The organism is Vagococcus sp. WN89Y, from assembly GCF_052220145.1.
Taxonomy (GTDB): Bacteria; Pseudomonadota; Gammaproteobacteria; order Enterobacterales; family Enterobacteriaceae; genus Kosakonia.
The window spans coordinates 1-17,165 of the sequence record NZ_JBQPOM010000053.1 but is presented as its reverse complement, the minus strand read 5'-3'; the positions used below and the strand labels follow the sequence as shown (position 1 = coordinate 17,165).

The 17,165-nt window shown below is 55.5% G+C and carries 18 protein-coding genes; 6 read left to right on the top strand and 12 right to left on the bottom strand.

Translation table 11 applies throughout. The features are described from left to right. Positions 1-63: 63 nt before the first annotated feature. The 10 genes from ACTU3N_RS15460 to rsd all read right to left on the bottom strand — a co-directional run bounded on the left by ACTU3N_RS15460 (position 64) and on the right by rsd (position 9,321). Complete coding sequence (locus tag ACTU3N_RS15460) at positions 64-381, bottom strand: PTS lactose/cellobiose transporter subunit IIA (RefSeq protein WP_443087007.1); 318 nt, start codon at positions 379-381, stop codon at positions 64-66. Between the two features lie 4 nt (positions 382-385). Further along, a complete protein-coding gene (locus tag ACTU3N_RS15455; protein ID WP_443087006.1) occupies positions 386-691 on the bottom strand; it encodes a PTS sugar transporter subunit IIB in 306 nt (101 codons plus the stop codon). A gap of 136 nt (positions 692-827) precedes the next feature. Beyond that, entirely contained in the window at positions 828-2,363 is a 1,536-nt protein-coding gene (locus tag ACTU3N_RS15450; protein WP_443087005.1) for a sensor domain-containing diguanylate cyclase, read from the bottom strand. 336 nt (positions 2,364-2,699) lie between these two features. After that, positions 2,700-3,854 (bottom strand): 2-iminoacetate synthase ThiH, encoded by a 1,155-nt coding sequence (gene thiH / locus ACTU3N_RS15445; RefSeq protein ID WP_443087004.1) that lies wholly within the window; start codon positions 3,852-3,854, stop codon positions 2,700-2,702. After that, positions 3,851-4,621, bottom strand: coding sequence for a thiazole synthase (thiG, locus tag ACTU3N_RS15440; protein WP_443087003.1), 771 nt, complete (start codon positions 4,619-4,621; stop codon positions 3,851-3,853). The genes thiH and thiG overlap by 4 nt, the downstream gene beginning before the upstream one ends. Position 4,622: 1 nt before the next feature. Continuing rightward, complete coding sequence (gene thiS / locus ACTU3N_RS15435; protein ID WP_443087002.1) at positions 4,623-4,823, bottom strand: sulfur carrier protein ThiS; 201 nt, start codon at positions 4,821-4,823, stop codon at positions 4,623-4,625. Beyond that, on the bottom strand, positions 4,804-5,562 hold the full coding sequence (locus tag ACTU3N_RS15430) for a HesA/MoeB/ThiF family protein (protein WP_443087001.1): 759 nt from the start codon (positions 5,560-5,562) through the stop codon (positions 4,804-4,806). Before ACTU3N_RS15430 ends, thiS begins: the two co-directional genes overlap by 20 nt. Beyond that, positions 5,555-6,193 (bottom strand): thiamine phosphate synthase, encoded by a 639-nt coding sequence (thiE, locus tag ACTU3N_RS15425; RefSeq protein ID WP_443087000.1) that lies wholly within the window; start codon positions 6,191-6,193, stop codon positions 5,555-5,557. Before thiE ends, ACTU3N_RS15430 begins: the two co-directional genes overlap by 8 nt. Beyond that, positions 6,190-8,085 carry a phosphomethylpyrimidine synthase ThiC gene (gene thiC, locus ACTU3N_RS15420; protein ID WP_443086999.1) on the bottom strand — a complete coding sequence of 632 codons (1,896 nt, stop codon included), beginning with the start codon at positions 8,083-8,085 and terminating at the stop codon, positions 6,190-6,192. The genes thiE and thiC overlap by 4 nt, the downstream gene beginning before the upstream one ends. Positions 8,086-8,817: 732 nt before the next feature. After that, positions 8,818-9,321 (bottom strand): sigma D regulator, encoded by a 504-nt coding sequence (gene rsd / locus ACTU3N_RS15415; protein WP_443086998.1) that lies wholly within the window; start codon positions 9,319-9,321, stop codon positions 8,818-8,820. A 78-nt stretch (positions 9,322-9,399) separates the two neighbouring features. Here rsd and nudC point away from each other — a divergent pair, with 78 nt between their 5' ends. The 6 genes from nudC to ACTU3N_RS15385 all read left to right on the top strand — a co-directional run bounded on the left by nudC (position 9,400) and on the right by ACTU3N_RS15385 (position 13,755). Beyond that, a complete protein-coding gene (gene nudC / locus ACTU3N_RS15410) occupies positions 9,400-10,173 on the top strand; it encodes an NAD(+) diphosphatase (RefSeq protein WP_443086997.1) in 774 nt (257 codons plus the stop codon). 39 nt (positions 10,174-10,212) lie between these two features. Next, on the top strand, positions 10,213-11,277 hold the full coding sequence (gene hemE, locus ACTU3N_RS15405; protein WP_443086996.1) for a uroporphyrinogen decarboxylase: 1,065 nt from the start codon (positions 10,213-10,215) through the stop codon (positions 11,275-11,277). Between the two features lie 9 nt (positions 11,278-11,286). Further along, entirely contained in the window at positions 11,287-11,967 is a 681-nt protein-coding gene (gene nfi / locus ACTU3N_RS15400) for a deoxyribonuclease V (protein ID WP_443086995.1), read from the top strand. Between the two features lie 32 nt (positions 11,968-11,999). After that, positions 12,000-12,590: a YjaG family protein gene (locus tag ACTU3N_RS15395; RefSeq protein ID WP_443086994.1), complete on the top strand. Its 591-nt coding sequence runs from the start codon at positions 12,000-12,002 to the stop codon at positions 12,588-12,590. A 187-nt stretch (positions 12,591-12,777) separates the two neighbouring features. Next, positions 12,778-13,050, top strand: a complete 273-nt coding sequence (gene hupA / locus ACTU3N_RS15390) for a nucleoid-associated protein HU-alpha (protein ID WP_443086993.1) — start codon at positions 12,778-12,780, stop codon at positions 13,048-13,050. A 6-nt stretch (positions 13,051-13,056) separates the two neighbouring features. Continuing rightward, the gene (locus tag ACTU3N_RS15385) at positions 13,057-13,755 is read left to right on the top strand and encodes a DUF1481 domain-containing protein (RefSeq protein ID WP_443086992.1); all 699 of its coding nucleotides are present in this window, start codon (positions 13,057-13,059) and stop codon (positions 13,753-13,755) included. 56 nt (positions 13,756-13,811) lie between these two features. Here the strand turns inward: ACTU3N_RS15385 and purD are convergent, their stop codons facing one another. Continuing rightward, positions 13,812-15,101 (bottom strand): phosphoribosylamine--glycine ligase, encoded by a 1,290-nt coding sequence (gene purD / locus ACTU3N_RS15380; protein WP_443086991.1) that lies wholly within the window; start codon positions 15,099-15,101, stop codon positions 13,812-13,814. A 15-nt stretch (positions 15,102-15,116) separates the two neighbouring features. Beyond that, positions 15,117-16,706: a bifunctional phosphoribosylaminoimidazolecarboxamide formyltransferase/IMP cyclohydrolase gene (purH, locus tag ACTU3N_RS15375; protein ID WP_443086990.1), complete on the bottom strand. Its 1,590-nt coding sequence runs from the start codon at positions 16,704-16,706 to the stop codon at positions 15,117-15,119. Between the last annotated feature and the right edge of the window lie 459 nt (positions 16,707-17,165).

Below are 17,165 nucleotides of genomic sequence, written 5' to 3'. Positions count from 1 at the left end.
TTTATGTTTGTCAGGCACTCTATTGTCAGATAAAAACAGATTGCCTGACAAAAGCAGAAAGCATTAATCGCGCGGCGGCAGCCGTCGATACAGCTCTATCATGTCGCCAGCCAGATCCTGAATCACCATGGCATTCATTAAATGATCCTGCGAATGAACCGTGATCAGATTCACCGGTAATTTGCCGGTGCCTTCATCCAGCCCTATCAGCTGGGTCTGTATTTTATGAGCGCCTTTAACAAACTCGCGCGACTCTTCCATCGCTTTTTCAGCCTCGTCGAAATCGCCTTTGCGCGCCAGCTGCAGTGCTGATAGCGCCGCGCTTCGCGCCGCTCCCGCGTTCACCAGCAGCTCCATAATGGTGGTTTCTAAATCTTCCATGCGCTCACTCCAGCAGTTTGAGGGCTTTTTCCAGCACGGCATCGCCTTTCATCATGCCGTAATCCATCATATCGATAACCGCGACTTTCTTACCCAGCGGCTCTGCCTGCTCCTGCAATTTTGCCAGCTCATACTTCACCTGCGGCCCCAGCAAGACGATGTCTGCTGTCGCAATATTGTCCTTAAACTCTGCCACAGGTACCGCTTTGATGGTGACTTCGACGCCTTTCTTTTGCGCTGCGTCTTTCATACGTTGTACTAACATGCTGGTGGACATACCGGCCGCACAACACAGAACAATGTTTTTCATAGTCCGCCTCGGTGTTGAAGTGATAATTGATAATTATCTCCCGGCGGCAGGTTCAACAACTGCTTTACTGTGATTGTGTGTCTGGCATCACAAAGAAAGGCGTAACAGTCTGAAACCGGTTACAACGCGCAGAAATTTAACCCATACTCGCATGTTGTATCTGATTTTTTCCCTGCAGCTTGGCCTGGTAAAGCGCTTCGTCTACGCGGGAAATCAACTGCTCAAGCGGCTCCATATTCCACTCGCCAAGGCCCGCACTAAACGACACATGCAACCCTTCTTCACGCCAGACGCGCTCATCCACTTTGATGCGCCATTTTTCCATCAAGGCATAAGCATCCTCTACATGCTCATCCGGGAAGATAACCGCAAACTCCTCACCCCCGTAACGATAGATGGATATTCCCAGCGGTTGCAGCAAGGTGATGCCCTCCCGGGCAACGTTGCGCAGCACAATGTCGCCGTTTAAATGCCCCCAGGTGTCATTGATGGATTTAAAGTTGTCGACATCCAGCAAGGCTAGCGCAAAAGGTTGATTCTCTGTCATCAGTGCAGAGATATCGCTATCAAAAGCGCGACGGTTTTTACAGTTTGTTAAAGCATCCATCGTGGCCTGGCGCACCCATGTCTCTTCACGCTCTTTACGACTGATGATGGCGCGACTGAGCATCGCTTCCAGTTTCGGCGCGCGCTGAACATCCCCGGTTTTTATCGCGTTGATGATATTCATCAGCACATTGCGCGAGGCATGGCGCAAGTAAAGGCCGAACAGAATGATAAACACCGCTGCGGTAGCAAAACCCCAGCCCACAATCATGGTTTCGTGGCGGGTCATATTGTCTAACGTCGCGGTGGTGACTTTGTAGAGCGTAAACCAGTCCGGGTTGGTGAAAGAGTAGTAGTAATACCAGGTTGAGGACTTTTCATCAAAAAGCGTGCCCTCACCGCTGGTCATCTTCGACAACAGCTCAGGGCTGACGACGTATTTAAATAGCTCTCCGCTATCGGGATGTTGCAGGACTTGCCCGGCGCGATTCACCACAAGGAACTCACCCTGCATCGGTGGTTGCATGGCGCGCAGGGTGTAGCCCATGGACGCCAGGTCCAGATTAAACGCCAGCGTTCCTTTTAGCTTGCCGTTTGGTGCAATGATCGGTGTATAAATCGTCACCGTCGGCGTATGGGTAAAATAGTCGCGGTAAATACCGGTGTAGTGATTAAATGGGCTGGAGTCGGCCTGATGCATATACCAGGGCCGTTTTCGGGGATCAAAATGTTGCGTTTCGCTATCTGTTACCACCGCCGGGGCGCGCAGGTAATGGCCCTGGGTGTCCGCGAGCACCAGCGATGAGGTCGAGGGAAGCAGCGCCAGCAGCTGCATCAATTGCTGCAGCCCGGTTTCAGGATCAATGTTGATAGTGAGGTTCATCTGATCTTCCCGCGCATAAAATGTGGCGGCACGGTTAATCACATGGTCATTTTCCCGCAGGACAGACTGCGTGTAGTTAATCGCCAGGTTATGGACAAAATGGCGGTTAATTTCATGGTACTTCTCCATGATTTCTCTACGCTGGCCCAACGTCACCATAATAGCGATGACGAGAAAGCTGAGGAAAATCCCGACGATACTGATCAGAATCGGTGTGGTGAAAGAAAGTTGTCTGCTGTGCATTTTCTTATCCTTGAGCATGCAGCGAGTAGCGGGAAATCATTGTGCAGGTGCAGCACGGGGTTTAGCTCCGCAGCATCAGTGCCGCGTTTTTTATCTGGATGAAAAGTATACTGCGCACCGAACGTTTTTTGGTCAAATATTACTCCTTATTATATTTTGTCTTAAAAATAACCCTTTGGGCAGGTTTTAACGCTAAAGAGGAAAAAAAGCGGAGCGGGCCATGGTCTCTGAGGTTACCCGCTCCGGTCAATAAAGGCTATGACCTGCGCACTATGAACCGCCCGGCAAATTATGGCGACGGCCCGATTTATGTTTCTCGTAGCAACTCGGGAAAATTTAACCCATTTTCAGCGCATTGCTGTTTTTTTGCGGCGTGCGTCCCAACCAGCTATCCCAGTCTTTCCATACAGGTTGTAACCCACGGGCTATCAGGGCGCGGGCAACCTCCTGCGGGCGTCGCTCGTCGTGGGGCGCAAACTGCTCCAGCTCTGGATTATTGTCCGCGTACCCGCCTGGCTGGGTTTTGGAAAACGCGCTGACATTGTTAATGGCCAGGGGAATAACGTGATCGCGAAAGTGCGGGGATTCCCGCGTCGAGAGCGACAGCTCCACATCCGGTGCCAGCAAGCGAAAAGCGCAAATGGTTTGCACCAGTTGCCGCTCATCCATTAGCGAGGCGGGAGGAATTCCCCCGGCGCACGGGCGCAAACGCGGGAATGAGACCGAGTAGCGACTCTGCCAGTAGTGCTGCTGTAGCCATAGCAGATGCTCCGCCACCATATAACAATCCACTCGCCAGTTGTCGGAAAGGCCTATCAGCGCGCCGAGGCCAATCTTGTCGATACCCGCGCGACCCAGTCTGTCCGGCGTTTCCAGCCGCCAGAAAAAGTCCTGTTTTTTACCGCGCAAATGGTGCTGTGCATAGATGCTTTGGTGATAGGTCTCCTGGTAGACCATGACGCCATCCAGCCCTAACGTTTTAAGCTCGGCGTACTCATCTTGCGAAAGCGGCTGCACCTCCATTTGAAGCGACGCGAAATTGCGGCGAATAGCGGGGAAATGGCGACGAAAATAGTCCATCCCGACTTTTCCCTGGTGCTCGCCCGTGACTAATAAAAGATGCTCAAAACCCAGCTCGCGCAGCGCTGCGCATTCGCGCGCAATCTCCTGTTCATCCAGCGTTTTGCGCTTGAGATGATTGCTCATCGAGAAGCCGCAATAGGTGCAGTCATTGGCGCAGAGATTCGAGAGATAGAGCGGGACATAGAAACTTACCGTGTTGCCAAAGCGTTGCCGGGTCAGGCGTTGCGCCCGCTGCGCCAGAGGTTCCAGAAAGTCGCTGGCAGCAGGTGAGAGCAGCGCCATCAGGTCTTCGCGCGACACTTGCCGGGCGTTAAGGGCGCACTCTACGTCTGCCGGGGTTTTGCTGTTGATTCGCAGGCGGATATCGTCCCAGTTCAGCTGCCGCCAGCGTTCGGTAAACGTTATCATTCGGATGCCTCCAGAAAACCGGTTAGCGGGCTGGTGGCCGTTGCATAACGCTGGCGTGCGCCTGGTATCGCCAGGCGCGCCAGTTCGCCCGCTTCTACCGCAAGGCGGAAGGCGCGCGCCATCCTGACCGGATCGTCGGCCACGGCGATAGCCGTATTCACCAGCACGGCATCGGCGCCCATTTCCAGCGCTAGCGTGGCATGGCTTGGCGCGCCGATTCCGGCATCAATCACCACCGGTACGCGGGCCTGCTCGATAATAATCTCCAGCATGGCGCGGGTTTCCAACCCCTGATTTGAGCCAATCGGCGCACCGAGCGGCATCACCGCCGCACAGCCCGCTTCTTCCAGGCGTTTGCACAGCACCGGGTCGGCACCGCAGTAGGGCAATACAACAAAACCCATTTGCACCAGCTTCTGCGCCGCGCGCAGCGTTTCGATAGGATCGGGAAGCAGCCAGCGGGCATCCGGGTGGATCTCCAGTTTTAACCAGTGGGTTCCCAGCGCTTCGCGCACCAGCTGTGCGGCAAAAATGGCTTCTTCGGCGTTTTTCGCGCCGGACGTGTTTGGCAGCAGCGTCACGCCTGCATCCAGTAACGGTTGCAGAATGGCATCATTGCGCTGGCGCAGATCGACGCGCTTCATCGCCAGCGTCACCAGCTGGCTGCCAGATGCGTGAATAGCATCGACCATCAGTTGCGAGGTGGCGAATTTGCCGGTGCCGGTAAATAACCGCGAAGAAAATGTTTTATCAGCGATACGTAGCATGTCAGCCTCCGGCAATCACCTGAAACAGCAGGATGCGATCGCCGTCCTGCACAAGATGGTCATCCCACTGCTCGCGCGGCAGGATCTGTTCGTTTAATGCCAGCGCCACGCCGGGTTTTAACTGCGTTAGCTGGTCGAGCAGGGTCGTCACCGAAAGCCCGGGCATGCATTGCATCGGCTCATCATTGAAGTGTATCTGCATGTTGCCCTCCGCATACCGGGCAGCCCGCACTGCGGCGTAGCGCCAGCGTTCGCCACAGGTTGCTGCGCGCATCGAATAAGCGCAGCTCGCCGCTGGCCGTCGGCATACCGCTTAACAGTTTGATGGCTTCCAGCGCTTGCATTGTGCCCATCGCCCCGACGACGGGGCCGACAATCCCTGCGGTGCGGCAGTTGCGCGCCGGTTCGCTATCGTCCGGCCACAGGCAACGGTAGCACCCCTGGCGCCAGGGCGGCGTCAGCACCATAAGCTGGCCACCAAAACCGACTGCGCTGGCGGTAATCAGCGGTGTGGAGAGCGCCACGCAGGCCGCATTAACGGCCTGGCGTGTCTGCATGTTGTCGCTACAATCCAGCACCACATCCGCCTGCGCTACCTGCTGATGTAACGCCTCGCCGCTAAGCCGTTGTTGCAGTGCAACCAGTGCAATATCCGGGTTGAGTTGTGCCAGACGGCGGGCGGTTACCTGAACTTTGGGGGCGTTGATATCCTCTGTGGTGAAGAGGATCTGCCGCTGGAGGTTGCTCAGGTGCACCGTGTCATCGTCTGCCAGCACCAGCGTCCCGATCCCGGCACCGGCAAGATATACCGCGGCGGGCGCGCCAAGCCCGCCGAGACCGATAACCAGCACCCGGCTGTGTAACAGTTTTTGCTGCCCGGTGACGGCGATATCTTCCAGCAAAATTTGCCGACTGTAGCGCATAAACGCCTGATCATTCATCGCCCACCCCCGCCAGTTCAAGCAGTTGCGCGGTAGCCTGCCGCCAGTCTGCGGCCTGAGTGATCGCGCTGACCACCGCAATGCTACCGACACCTGTCGCCAGTACGTCCGGCGCGCGCGCAAGGCTGATACCGCCGATCGCGACCGTGGGGTAATCTTTCAGCCGCTCAATATGTCGCGCCAGTTGCGCCAGCCCTTGCGGCGCGGAAGGCATCTGTTTAGTTTGCGTGGGGAAAACATGGCCGAGGGCAATGTAGGAAGGGCGCGCGGCCAGCGCCACGTCGATCTCCATATCGTCATGCGTCGAAACACCCAGGCGCAGCCCGGCGGCACGGATGGCGCTCAGGTCGGTCGTTTCCAGGTCTTCCTGGCCGAGATGGACACCGTACGCCTGATGCTTGATCGCCAGGCGCCAGTAATCATTGATAAATAGCCGCGCGTTGTAGCGTTGTCCGAGCGCGATGGCCGCTGCCACGTCGCCTTCGACCTCTTCATCACGCTTATCTTTGATGCGCAGCTGTATTGTCCGCACGCCAGCCTCCAGCAGGCGGGCAATCCATTCGACGCTATCGACCACCGGGTAGAGTCCGAGGCGCAAGGGTACTGGCGGGAAATCAGGCTGGTACATCATACGCCCTCCTTTTTCAGGTAGATTTCGCCGCCCTGCGCACGGAAATCTTGCGACTTCTCATGCATGCCAACTTCGATGGCTTGCGCTGCGGCGTAATCGCGCACTTCCTGAGAGATTTTCATCGAGCAGAATTTCGGCCCACACATGGAGCAAAAGTGCGCCACTTTTCCCGACTCCTGCGGCAGGGTTTCATCGTGATAAGCGCGGGCGGTGAAGGGGTCGAGCGCGAGGTTGAACTGATCTTCCCAGCGGAATTCAAAACGCGCCTTCGACATCGCGTTGTCGCGGATCTGCGCGCCAGGGTGTCCTTTTGCCAGATCGGCGGCATGAGCGGCTATTTTGTAAGTGATAAGCCCCTGTTTGACATCTTCTTTATTTGGCAGCCCGAGATGCTCTTTCGGCGTGACGTAACACAGCATTGCGCAACCGAACCAGCCAATCATCGCCGCACCGATGCCGGAGGTGAAGTGGTCATAGCCCGGCGCGATATCGGTGGTCAATGGTCCAAGCGTATAAAAAGGCGCTTCGTGGCAGTGCTCCAGCTCCTCGGTCATATTGCGGCGGATCATCTGCATCGGTACATGGCCGGGGCCTTCAATCATCACCTGCACATCATATTCCCAGGCAATTTTTGTCAGCTCGCCCAACGTATGCAGCTCGGCAAACTGCGCTTCATCATTCGCATCCTGTATGGAACCAGGGCGCAAGCCATCGCCCAGCGACAGCGACACATCGTAGGCGGCGCAGATTTCGCAAATCTCGCGGAAATGGCTGTAGAGGAAGTTTTCCTGATGATGGGAGAGGCACCATTTTGCCATGATAGAACCGCCGCGCGAGACGATGCCCGTCAGGCGTTGCGCGGTCATCGGCACATAGCGCAGCAGGACGCCCGCATGGATGGTGAAGTAATCCACCCCTTGCTCGGCCTGCTCCAACAGCGTATCGCGGAACACCGGCCAGCTAAGATCTTCGGCGATCCCGTTGACCTTCTCCAGCGCCTGGTAGAGCGGTACTGTGCCGATCGGCACCGGGCTGTTGCGCAAGATCCATTCACGGGTTTCATGAATATAGCGCCCGGTTGAGAGATCCATTACCGTGTCTGCCCCCCAGCGGGTAGACCACACCAGTTTTTCCACCTCTTCTTCAATCGACGAGGTGATCGCTGAGTTGCCGATATTAGCGTTCACTTTGACCAGAAAGTTACGACCGATAATCATCGGTTCTGATTCAGGGTGGTTGATATTCGCCGGAATAATCGCACGCCCGGCCGCCACCTCATCACGCACAAACTCAGGGGTGATATTTTCCGCTAAGCGTGCGCCAAACCCTTCGCCAGGATGTTGCCTGCGCAGGACTTCGCCACGAATACGCTCACGCCCCATATTTTCACGCAGCGCGATAAACTCCATCTCCGGGGTGACAATGCCCTGGCGTGCATAGTGCAGTTGAGTGACGCGCTGGCCTGCTTTGGCGCGTCGCGGCGTGAGTAAGCCACGAAAGCGCAAATTGTCCAGGCCGTCATCCGCCAGCCGCGCTTTAGTGTACGCAGAGCTGCGTTCATCAAGGGTTTCGCTGTCATCCCGCGCGGCAATCCACGGCGCGCGCAGTTTCGCCAGCCCTTGTTGCACATCGATATTGACTGCCGGATCGCCGTAAGGGCCGGAGGTGTCATAAACCGGTATCGCTTCGTTTTCGACGTACTGCGGCTGGGCTTTCGTGCCGCCGACAAGCGTCGGGCTCAGCGCTATCTCGCGCATGGGCACGCGGATGTCCGGTTGGGAACCGGTAATGTAAATACGTTGTGAATTAGGGAACGCGGTGCCTTCCAGCGTATCGATAAAGTGCTGCGCCAGGGCGCGTTGTTCACGGCGTGATAGTGTATTTGCAGACATAGCTCATTCCAGATTTAAGGAGATGGCTTGCCAGACGACGGATGGAGTAATAGCAGCAAACCGCCTAAAAAGGGGTTGTGTGTAAGGATTACTCTTGTTCCCTTCGCAGGTTTTAACCTGATCAGGTTCCGCGGATCCCGAATTAACGGTCTCAGCCTTTTCCACTTCATCCTTCACGCTGCCTCTTTGTTGGCTGCGTCCGCTCACTCAGTTACTTACTTATGTAAGCTCCCGGGGATTCACGAACTTGCCGCCTCGACGCACCGCGAATGATTTTGTGGAAACCACTTCATCTCTCACGCTGCCGCTTTGTTGGCTGCGTCCGCTCACTCAGTTACTTACTTATGTAAGCTCCCGGAGATTCACGAACTTGCTGCCCTGGCGCATCGCGAATGATTTTGTGGAAACCACTTCATCCTTCACGCTGCCTCTTTGTTGGCTGCGTTCGCTCACTCAGTTACTTACTTATGTAAGCTCCCGGAGATTCACGAACTTGCCGCCCTGGCGCATCGCGAATGATTTTGTGGAAACCACTTCATCCTTCACGCTGCCGCTTTGTTGGCTGCGTTCGCTCACTCAGTTACTTACTTATGTAAGCTCCCGGAGATTCACGAACTTGCCGCCCTGGCGCATCGCGAATGATTTTGTGGAATATTGGCACTCCGACAAGATAAAAATCCCGCCCGCAGGCGGGAGATACTTTATGTAAACTACGCGTTAACCGTTAATAACTCAAGCGGGGCGCACCAGATTGCTTTCATCGTTCGCGCTTTCGCTGAGGTTGTTATCAAAAGCCAGCATTATCAGCTTATCTTCCAGCGTAAAGCGTGCGTCCAGCGCTTCGCCGATGCTGGACAGCGCCTGCTGGAATCCAAGCCAATTGTCGTCATCGATAGCATTTTCCAGATGCGTGTCGTAGTAACCCATTATCTGGATGGTGTTGGCCTCAAGGAGAGGATAAATTTGCGTCGCAGCAAAAAGTGGGCTGTTGCCTTCCATTTCGCTGATGATGCGTTCATAAATACTAAAGTGGCCTGCGGAAAGGTACTCCACCAGGTTATGACAAAAATCGTCCAGCGCTTTTTCATTAAGCTGCAAATACGAGCCTTTGCCAGGTTTGATGCCAACCAGATTGTAGTAGGAAACGAGAAGCTGCTTACGCGCGATCAGCCAGTGGTCGACTAACTTGTTACTGCCTCCAATGCGCTCTGTCAGGGTTTGTAGCTGGTTTAGCATAATGGCTCCGCAAATAGGTAAGTCCCGAAAAATGTAATAATAATGTTAATAACATGCCAGTGAAGCTAAGGTAGTGCAATGGTACGTATTATTGAAGCACGCGATTATGGCTGGTGGATCGTCAGCCATGAACAAAAATTATGGTTGCCCGGCGGAGAATTACCACATGGCGCGGCAGGAAATTTTAATCTTGTGGGTGAAAGCGCATTACATATCGGGGAATGGCTGGGCGAACCGGTATGGATGATCCGCCAGCATCGCCACCAGGATATGGGGTCTGTGCGCCAGGTTATCGATCAGGATGTTGGCCTGTTTCAGCTGGCCGGGCGCGGTGTGCAACTGGCTGAATTTTACCGCTCGCACAGGTTTTGTGGCTACTGCGGGCACACCATGCATCCGAGCAAAACCGAATGGGCGATGCTTTGCTCCCATTGCCGCGAACGTTACTACCCGCAAATTGCGCCCTGCATTATTGTTGCCATTCGCCGTGGCGACAGCATCTTGCTGGCCCAGCATACGCGCCATCGCAACGGCATCTACACGGTGCTGGCCGGGTTTGTCGAAGTGGGCGAAACCCTTGAACAGGCCGTGGCGCGAGAGGTCATGGAAGAGAGCAGTATCAAGGTGAAAAATTTACGTTATGTCACCTCGCAACCCTGGCCGTTTCCCCAGTCGCTGATGACCGCGTTTATGGCGGAATATGATAGCGGCGAGATTAAAATCGATCCTAAAGAACTGCTGGATGCGGGCTGGTATCGCTACGATGCGCTGCCCTTGCTGCCGCCTCCCGGCACGGTGGCGCGGCGTTTGATCGAAGACACGGTGGCGATGTGTCGGGCAGATGACGAATAAGGTGTATATACTGGTCGCCTGACGCTTAAGGAACCAAAAATGACCGAACTAAAAAACGATCGTTACCTGCGCGCGTTACAGCGCCAGCCAGTAGATATGACGCCAGTGTGGATGATGCGCCAGGCGGGCCGCTATTTACCGGAATATAAAGCCACGCGCGCGCAAGCGGGTGATTTTATGTCGCTGTGCAAAAACGCCGAGCTGGCCTGTGAAGTGACGCTACAACCGCTGCGCCGCTACCCGCTGGATGCGGCGATCCTCTTCTCGGATATTTTAACCGTCCCGGATGCAATGGGCCTCGGGCTCTATTTTGAAGCCGGTGAAGGCCCGCGTTTTGCCTCCCCCGTGACCTGCAAAGCGGATGTCGATAAGCTGCCGGTGCCGGACCCGGAAAACGAGCTGGGTTACGTGATGAACGCGGTGCGTACAATCCGCCGTGAGCTGAAAGGCGAAGTACCGCTGATAGGCTTCTCCGGCAGCCCGTGGACGCTGGCGACCTACATGGTGGAAGGCGGCAGCAGTAAAGCCTTCACCGTTATCAAAAAAATGATGTATGCCGAGCCGCTGACTCTCCATGCGTTACTGGATAAGCTGGCGCAAAGCGTTACGCTTTATCTGAACGCGCAGATCCGCGCGGGTGCCCAGTCGGTGATGATTTTTGACACCTGGGGCGGCGTGCTGACCGGGCGCGATTACCAGCAGTTCTCTCTCTACTACATGCACAAAATCGTTGATGGATTGCTGCGTGAAAACGAAGGCCGCCGCGTGCCGGTGACGCTGTTTACCAAAGGCGGCGGGCAGTGGCTGGAAGCGATGGCGCAAACCGGCTGCGACGCGCTGGGTCTGGACTGGACAACCGACATCGCGGATGCACGCCGTCGCGTGGGCGATAAAGTCGCGCTGCAAGGCAATATGGACCCATCTATGCTGTATGCAGCGCCTGAACGCATCGAAGAAGAAGTGGCGACTATCCTTGCCGGTTTCGGCAAAGGCGAAGGCCACGTATTTAACCTCGGTCACGGCATCCATCAGGATGTTCCGCCGGAACATGCAGGAGCATTTGTCGAGGCGGTACACCGTCTGTCGGCCTCCTGGCATCAATAAGGAGCAATTATGGATCTCGCGTCATTACGCGCTCAGCAAATTGAACTCGCCTCGTCAGTCATCCGTGAGGATCGTCTTGATAAGGACCCGCCAACCTTCATCGGTGGCGCGGATGTTGGTTTCGAGCAGGGCGGCGAAGTGACGCGAGCAGCGATGGTGCTGTTGTCCTGGCCATCGCTTGAGCTTCTGGAGTATCAGGTGGCGCGCATTCCCACCACCATGCCTTACATCCCCGGCTTCCTCTCATTTCGTGAATACCCTGCGCTGCTGGCGGCGTGGGAGATGCTGTCGCAAAAACCGGATCTGCTGTTTGTTGATGGTCACGGCATTTCTCACCCGCGCCGCCTGGGCGTGGCCAGCCATTTTGGGCTGCTGGTGGATGTGCCGACTATCGGCGTGGCGAAAAAACGCCTGTGCGGTAAATTTGAGCCGCTTTCCGATGAGCCAGGCGCACTGGCGCCGCTTATGGATAAAGGCGAGAAGCTGGCATGGGTGTGGCGCAGTAAAGCGCGCTGTAATCCGTTATTCGTCACCACCGGGCATCGTGTCAGCCAGGATAGCGCGCTGGCATGGGTGCAGCGCTGTATAAAAGGCTACCGTTTACCGGAGCCGACGCGCTGGGCCGATGCGGTGGCGTCAGGTCGCCCGGCATTTGCGCGATGGCAGGAAATTCAGCGCAATATCAGGTAAACTGCGCGCATTAACGTCTTTGAGAAGCAATCATGTTACAAAACCCAATTCACCTGCGCCTGGAAAAGCTCGAAAGCTGGCAACATGTGGTCTTTATGGCCTGTCTGTGCGAACGCATGTACCCGAATTACGCCATGTTCTGCCAGCAGACGGGTTTTGGCGATGCGCTGTTGTATCGCCGGATTCTGGACCTTATCTGGGAAACCGAAATCGTCAAAGGGGCAAAGGTGAATTTCGACAGCCAGCTGGAAAAGCTTGAAGAAGCGATCCCGGATGCGGCTGATTACGATCTCTACGGTGTTTATCCGGCTATTGATGCCTGTGTTGCATTGAGTGAATTAATACATTCACGTCTGAGCGGCGAAACGCTGGAACATGCCGTTGAAGTGAGTAAAACGTCTATTACGACCGTCGCGATGCTGGAAATGACGCAGCAAGGTCGGGAAATGACGGACGACGAGCTGAAAATTAACCCGGCGGTAGAGCAAGAATGGGACGTTCAGTGGGAGATTTTCCGTCTTCTGGCCGACTGTGAAGAGCGCGATATTGATTTGATTAAGGGGCTGCGCGCGGACCTGCGCGAGCTCTCCCAAAGCAATATCGGTATAAATTTGCAGCAATGAGACAATAAAACGTGATTTAACGCCTGTTTTGTCGTGCCAGAAGGCTTCCCTTCGTACCCTTGTCTGGTCTACATTTGGGGGGCGAAAAAAAGTGGCTATCGGTGCGTGTATGCAGGAGAGTGCTTTATAAGGCATTTCCGTCGCACTCGATGCTTAGCAAGCGATAAACACATTGAAAGGATAACTTATGAATAAGACTCAACTGATTGATGTAATTGCAGACAAGGCCGACCTGTCTAAAGCGCAGGCGAAAGCTGCACTGGAATCCTTCCTGGCTGCTGTTACTGAGTCTCTGAAAGAAGGTGATGCTGTACAACTCGTTGGTTTCGGTACCTTCAAAGTGAACCACCGCGCTGAGCGTACTGGCCGCAACCCGCAGACCGGTAAAGAAATCAAAATCGCTGCAGCTAACGTGCCGGCGTTTGTTTCTGGTAAAGCGCTGAAAGACGCTGTTAAGTAAGGCAGCATGGCAGGGAACAGTTTTAACGAAGGGGCGGTGACGCCCCTTTTGTCATTCTGGCGTCGCTCGCGGATGCTGGCTGGCGTACTGTTACTGACTGCCTGTAGCCATGATTCCTCACTGCCTCCCTTTACCGCCAGCGGTTTTGCTGACGATCGGGGAGCAGTGCGGATCTGGCGCAAAGATTCAGGTGGAGAGACGCATCTGCTTTCCGCCTTTAGCCCCTGGAATCAGGGCAACACATGGCTGGGGGAATACCGCTGGCAGGGCGATGCGTTAACGCTCATTGAATTTACTGTTTACAGTACGCCGCCGGAGCATGTTCGCGTACGCTTTGACGAAAGCGGCGAACTGAATTTTATGCAGCGTGAAGTCAACGGGCAAAAACAGCAGCTCTCCAGCGATCAGGTTGCCTTATATCGCTATCGCGCCACGCAAATCCGCCAGACCAGCGACGCGCTGCGTCAGGGGCGTGTGGTGCTGCGCCAGGGGCAGTGGCAGCAAAATGGCACCATTAAAACGTGCGAAGGGCAGGTGTTGCAGCCTGAACTGGATGAGTCAGCCCTCAGGCATATCGGGCAACGCCAGCGCCACTCTTCGAAAGCCGTAAGCGTCGCCTGGCTGGAATCGCCGGAAGGTGCGCAGCTGCTGCTGGTGGCTAATGAAGATTTTTGCCGCTGGCAACCGACAGAAAAAAGCTTTTGATGCAGGGTAATGATGCCACGACGGGCGACCACTCTGAGGCCGCCCGCCCGGCTGCGTTAGTTCTGCTCGCGTGCAATCGCGCGGTAGCCGATATCCTTGCGGCAGAAACAGCCGTCCCAGTGGATATCGCGCATCAGAGCATAGGCACGCTGTTGCGCTTGCGCCACGGTGTCGCCCAGCGCCGTCACGCAGAGCACGCGACCGCCGCTGGTTAATACCTGTTCGTTGGCAGACAGTTGCGTTCCGGCCTGAAACACTTTGCCGTCAGCCACTTCTTCCAGCGGCAAACCGTGAATAACATCACCCGTACGGTAATCGCCCGGATAACCTCCGGCTGCCATCACGACGCCCAGCGACGCACGCGGGTCCCAGCGGGAAACTTTCTCGTCCAGCTTGCCTTCGCAGGCGGCGAGGCACAGCTCCACCAGGTCAGATTGCATCCGCAGCATAATCGGTTGCGTTTCCGGGTCGCCAAAGCGGCAGTTAAACTCAATCACCTTCGGGTTGCCCTGTTTATCGATCATCAGACCGGCATACAGGAAACCGGTGTAGGTGTTGCCTTCTTGCGCCATACCGCGCACGGTTGGCCAAATAATCCGCTCCATCGTGCGCTGATGCACGTCATCTGTCACCACAGGCGCCGGAGAATAAGCGCCCATACCGCCGGTGTTCGGGCCGGTATCGCCGTCGCCCACGCGCTTATGATCCTGGCTGGTCGCCATCGGCAGCACGTGCTCGCCATCCACCATCACGATAAAGCTGGCTTCTTCGCCATCGAGAAACTCTTCAATAACGATACGGTGGCCCGCATCACCAAACGCATTGCCAGCCAGCATATCGTTGACGGCAGCTTCGGCTTCAGCGAGGGTCATCGCAACAATCACCCCTTTCCCGGCGGCCAGACCGTCGGCTTTGATAACGATTGGCGCGCCTTTCTCGCGCAGGTAAGCCAGCGCGGGTTCAATCTCAGTAAAATTCTGGTACTCCGCCGTGGGGATGTTGTGGCGCGCCAGGAAGTCTTTGGTAAACGCTTTCGAACCTTCCAGTTGAGCGGCGCCCTGCGTTGGGCCAAAAATTTTCAGCCCTGCCGCGCGAAATGCATCGACCACGCCAATCACCAGCGGCGCTTCCGGGCCAACAATGGTCAGACCGATTTTTTCTTGCTGCGCAAAATTCAGCAGCGCCGGAATGTCCGTTGCGCTAATCGCCACGTTTTGCAGGCCAGGTTCCAGCGCAGTACCCGCATTACCCGGTGCGACAAAAACGGTCTCAACCAGCGGCGACTGCGCCGCTTTCCAGGCCAGCGCGTGCTCGCGCCCGCCGTTGCCAATCACTAATACTTTCATTGCCTGCTCCGTGGATTAATGGCGGAAGTGACGCATATCGGTGAAGATCATCGCGATGCCATGCTCGTCAGCGGCGGCGATAACCTCATCGTCACGGATAGAACCGCCCGGTTGGATAACACAGGTAACGCCGACGGCGGCTGCGGCATCAATACCGTCACGGAACGGGAAGAAGGCGTCAGAGGCCATCGCGGAGCCTTTCACTTCCAGCCCTTCGTCAGCGGCTTTGATACCGGCAATTTTTGCCGAGTAAACGCGACTCATTTGGCCTGCGCCAATACCGATAGTCATATTATCTTTAGCATAAACAATGGCGTTGGATTTCACGAACTTCGCCACCTTCCAGCAGAACAGCGCGTCGCGCAGCTCCTGCTCAGTGGGCTGGCGTTTGCTGACCACGCGTAAATCCTCAGGCGTCACCATGCCTAAGTCGCGATCCTGAACCAGCAGACCACCGTTGACGCGTTTGAAATCCAGGCCCGGCTCGCGCTGCGCCCATTCGCCGCAGACCAGCACACGAACATTCTGCTTGGCGGCAGTGATTTTCAGCGCCTCTTCCGTGGCCGACGGGGCGATAATCACTTCAACAAACTGCCGGGAGATAATGGCCTGGGCGGTGTCGGCGTCCAGCTGGCGGTTAAACGCAATAATGCCGCCGAACGCGGACGTCGGATCGGTTTTCCACGCGCGTTCGTACGCATCAAGAATCGAGTCGCTGACCGCGACGCCGCAGGGATTCGCATGCTTCACAATCACGCAGGCAGGTTCGCTGAATGCTTTGACGCACTCCAGCGCGGCATCCGTATCGGCGATATTGTTATAAGAGAGCGCTTTGCCCTGCAATTGCTGCGCGGTGGCAACGGAAGCCTCTTTTACCTCTTCTTCTATATAGAAGGCGGCCTGCTGGTGGCTGTTCTCACCGTAACGCATATCCTGCTTTTTAATAAAGTTCAGATTCAGCGTGCGCGGGAAGCGACCGGAAGGCTCTTTGCTTTCGCCGTGATAGGCGGGCACCAGGCTACCGAAGTAGTTGGCAATCATGCTGTCGTACGCGGCGGTATGTTCGAAGGCTTTGATAGCCAGATCGAAACGGGTGTCCAGTGTCAGCGAACCGTCGTGTGCATCCATCTCATTAATAATGGCGTCGTAGTCGCTGCTTTTTACCACAATGGCGACATCTTTATGGTTCTTGGCAGCAGAGCGCACCATTGTCGGGCCGCCGATATCGATATTCTCTACCGCATCTTCCAGCGTACAGCCTTCACGGGCGACGGTTTGAGCAAAGGGGTAAAGATTCACAACCACCATATCGATAGGGGCGATAGCGTGCTGCGCCATAATCGCGTCGTCCTGACCACGGCGACCCAGGATCCCGCCGTGCACTTTCGGATGCAGGGTTTTTACGCGTCCATCCATCATTTCCGGGAATCCGGTGTAGTCAGAGACTTCGGTCACCGGTAAGCCTTTCTCGGCCAACAGGCGCGCGGTTCCGCCTGTTGAGAGCAGTTCTACGCCACGCTCGGAGAGCGCCCGGGCGAATTCGACAATACCGGCCTTGTCAGAAACACTGAGCAGAGCGCGGCGGACTGGACGACGTTGTTGCATGGTAAATCCCCTGGATTTGTCTTTACGAAGAACGTTAGCTGAATTTTTTCTCTTAAAACAACTCAGCTAACGCCCGGTACTGGGAGTGTTTTTTGCGCGGGCATTGTAACGAAAACGTTTGCGCAACGCTCGCGAATTTTTAACGTTTTGCTCAGTTGTGGATAAGTCTGTGTGTAAACAGGTATAAGGGCGGGTTTTGCTGTGGAATGCAGCAGTCAGTCATTTTTGTGTCATTTTTCTATTGCGGGGGGCGGAGAACTCCCTATAATGCGCCTCCATCGACACGGCAGATGTGAATCACTTCACACAAACAACCCGGTCGGTTGAAGAGAAAAAAATCCTGATGTTAAGGGTTGACTCTGAAAGAGGAACGCGTAATATACGCCACCTCGCGACAGAGCGCTAAAGCGCGTCGCAACTGCTCTTTAACAATTTATCAGACAATCTGTGTGGGCACTC

Excerpts from the sequence above, each read along its gene's own strand:
- ACTU3N_RS15460 (WP_443087007.1), bottom strand. The coding sequence starts at position 381 with ATGGAAGATTTAGAAACCACCATTATGGAGCTGCTGGTGAACGCGGGA.
- ACTU3N_RS15455 (WP_443087006.1), bottom strand. The coding sequence starts at position 691 with ATGAAAAACATTGTTCTGTGTTGTGCGGCCGGTATGTCCACCAGCATG.
- ACTU3N_RS15450 (WP_443087005.1), bottom strand. The coding sequence starts at position 2,363 with ATGCACAGCAGACAACTTTCTTTCACCACACCGATTCTGATCAGTATC.
- thiH (WP_443087004.1), bottom strand. The coding sequence starts at position 3,854 with ATGATAACGTTTACCGAACGCTGGCGGCAGCTGAACTGGGACGATATC.
- thiG (WP_443087003.1), bottom strand. The coding sequence starts at position 4,621 with ATGCTACGTATCGCTGATAAAACATTTTCTTCGCGGTTATTTACCGGC.
- thiS (WP_443087002.1), bottom strand. The coding sequence starts at position 4,823 with ATGCAGATACACTTCAATGATGAGCCGATGCAATGCATGCCCGGGCTT.
- ACTU3N_RS15430 (WP_443087001.1), bottom strand. The coding sequence starts at position 5,562 with ATGAATGATCAGGCGTTTATGCGCTACAGTCGGCAAATTTTGCTGGAA.
- thiE (WP_443087000.1), bottom strand. The coding sequence starts at position 6,193 with ATGATGTACCAGCCTGATTTCCCGCCAGTACCCTTGCGCCTCGGACTC.
- thiC (WP_443086999.1), bottom strand. The coding sequence starts at position 8,085 with ATGTCTGCAAATACACTATCACGCCGTGAACAACGCGCCCTGGCGCAG.
- rsd (WP_443086998.1), bottom strand. The coding sequence starts at position 9,321 with ATGCTAAACCAGCTACAAACCCTGACAGAGCGCATTGGAGGCAGTAAC.
- nudC (WP_443086997.1), top strand. The coding sequence starts at position 9,400 with ATGGTACGTATTATTGAAGCACGCGATTATGGCTGGTGGATCGTCAGC.
- hemE (WP_443086996.1), top strand. The coding sequence starts at position 10,213 with ATGACCGAACTAAAAAACGATCGTTACCTGCGCGCGTTACAGCGCCAG.
- nfi (WP_443086995.1), top strand. The coding sequence starts at position 11,287 with ATGGATCTCGCGTCATTACGCGCTCAGCAAATTGAACTCGCCTCGTCA.
- ACTU3N_RS15395 (WP_443086994.1), top strand. The coding sequence starts at position 12,000 with ATGTTACAAAACCCAATTCACCTGCGCCTGGAAAAGCTCGAAAGCTGG.
- hupA (WP_443086993.1), top strand. The coding sequence starts at position 12,778 with ATGAATAAGACTCAACTGATTGATGTAATTGCAGACAAGGCCGACCTG.
- ACTU3N_RS15385 (WP_443086992.1), top strand. The coding sequence starts at position 13,057 with ATGGCAGGGAACAGTTTTAACGAAGGGGCGGTGACGCCCCTTTTGTCA.
- purD (WP_443086991.1), bottom strand. The coding sequence starts at position 15,101 with ATGAAAGTATTAGTGATTGGCAACGGCGGGCGCGAGCACGCGCTGGCC.
- purH (WP_443086990.1), bottom strand. The coding sequence starts at position 16,706 with ATGCAACAACGTCGTCCAGTCCGCCGCGCTCTGCTCAGTGTTTCTGAC.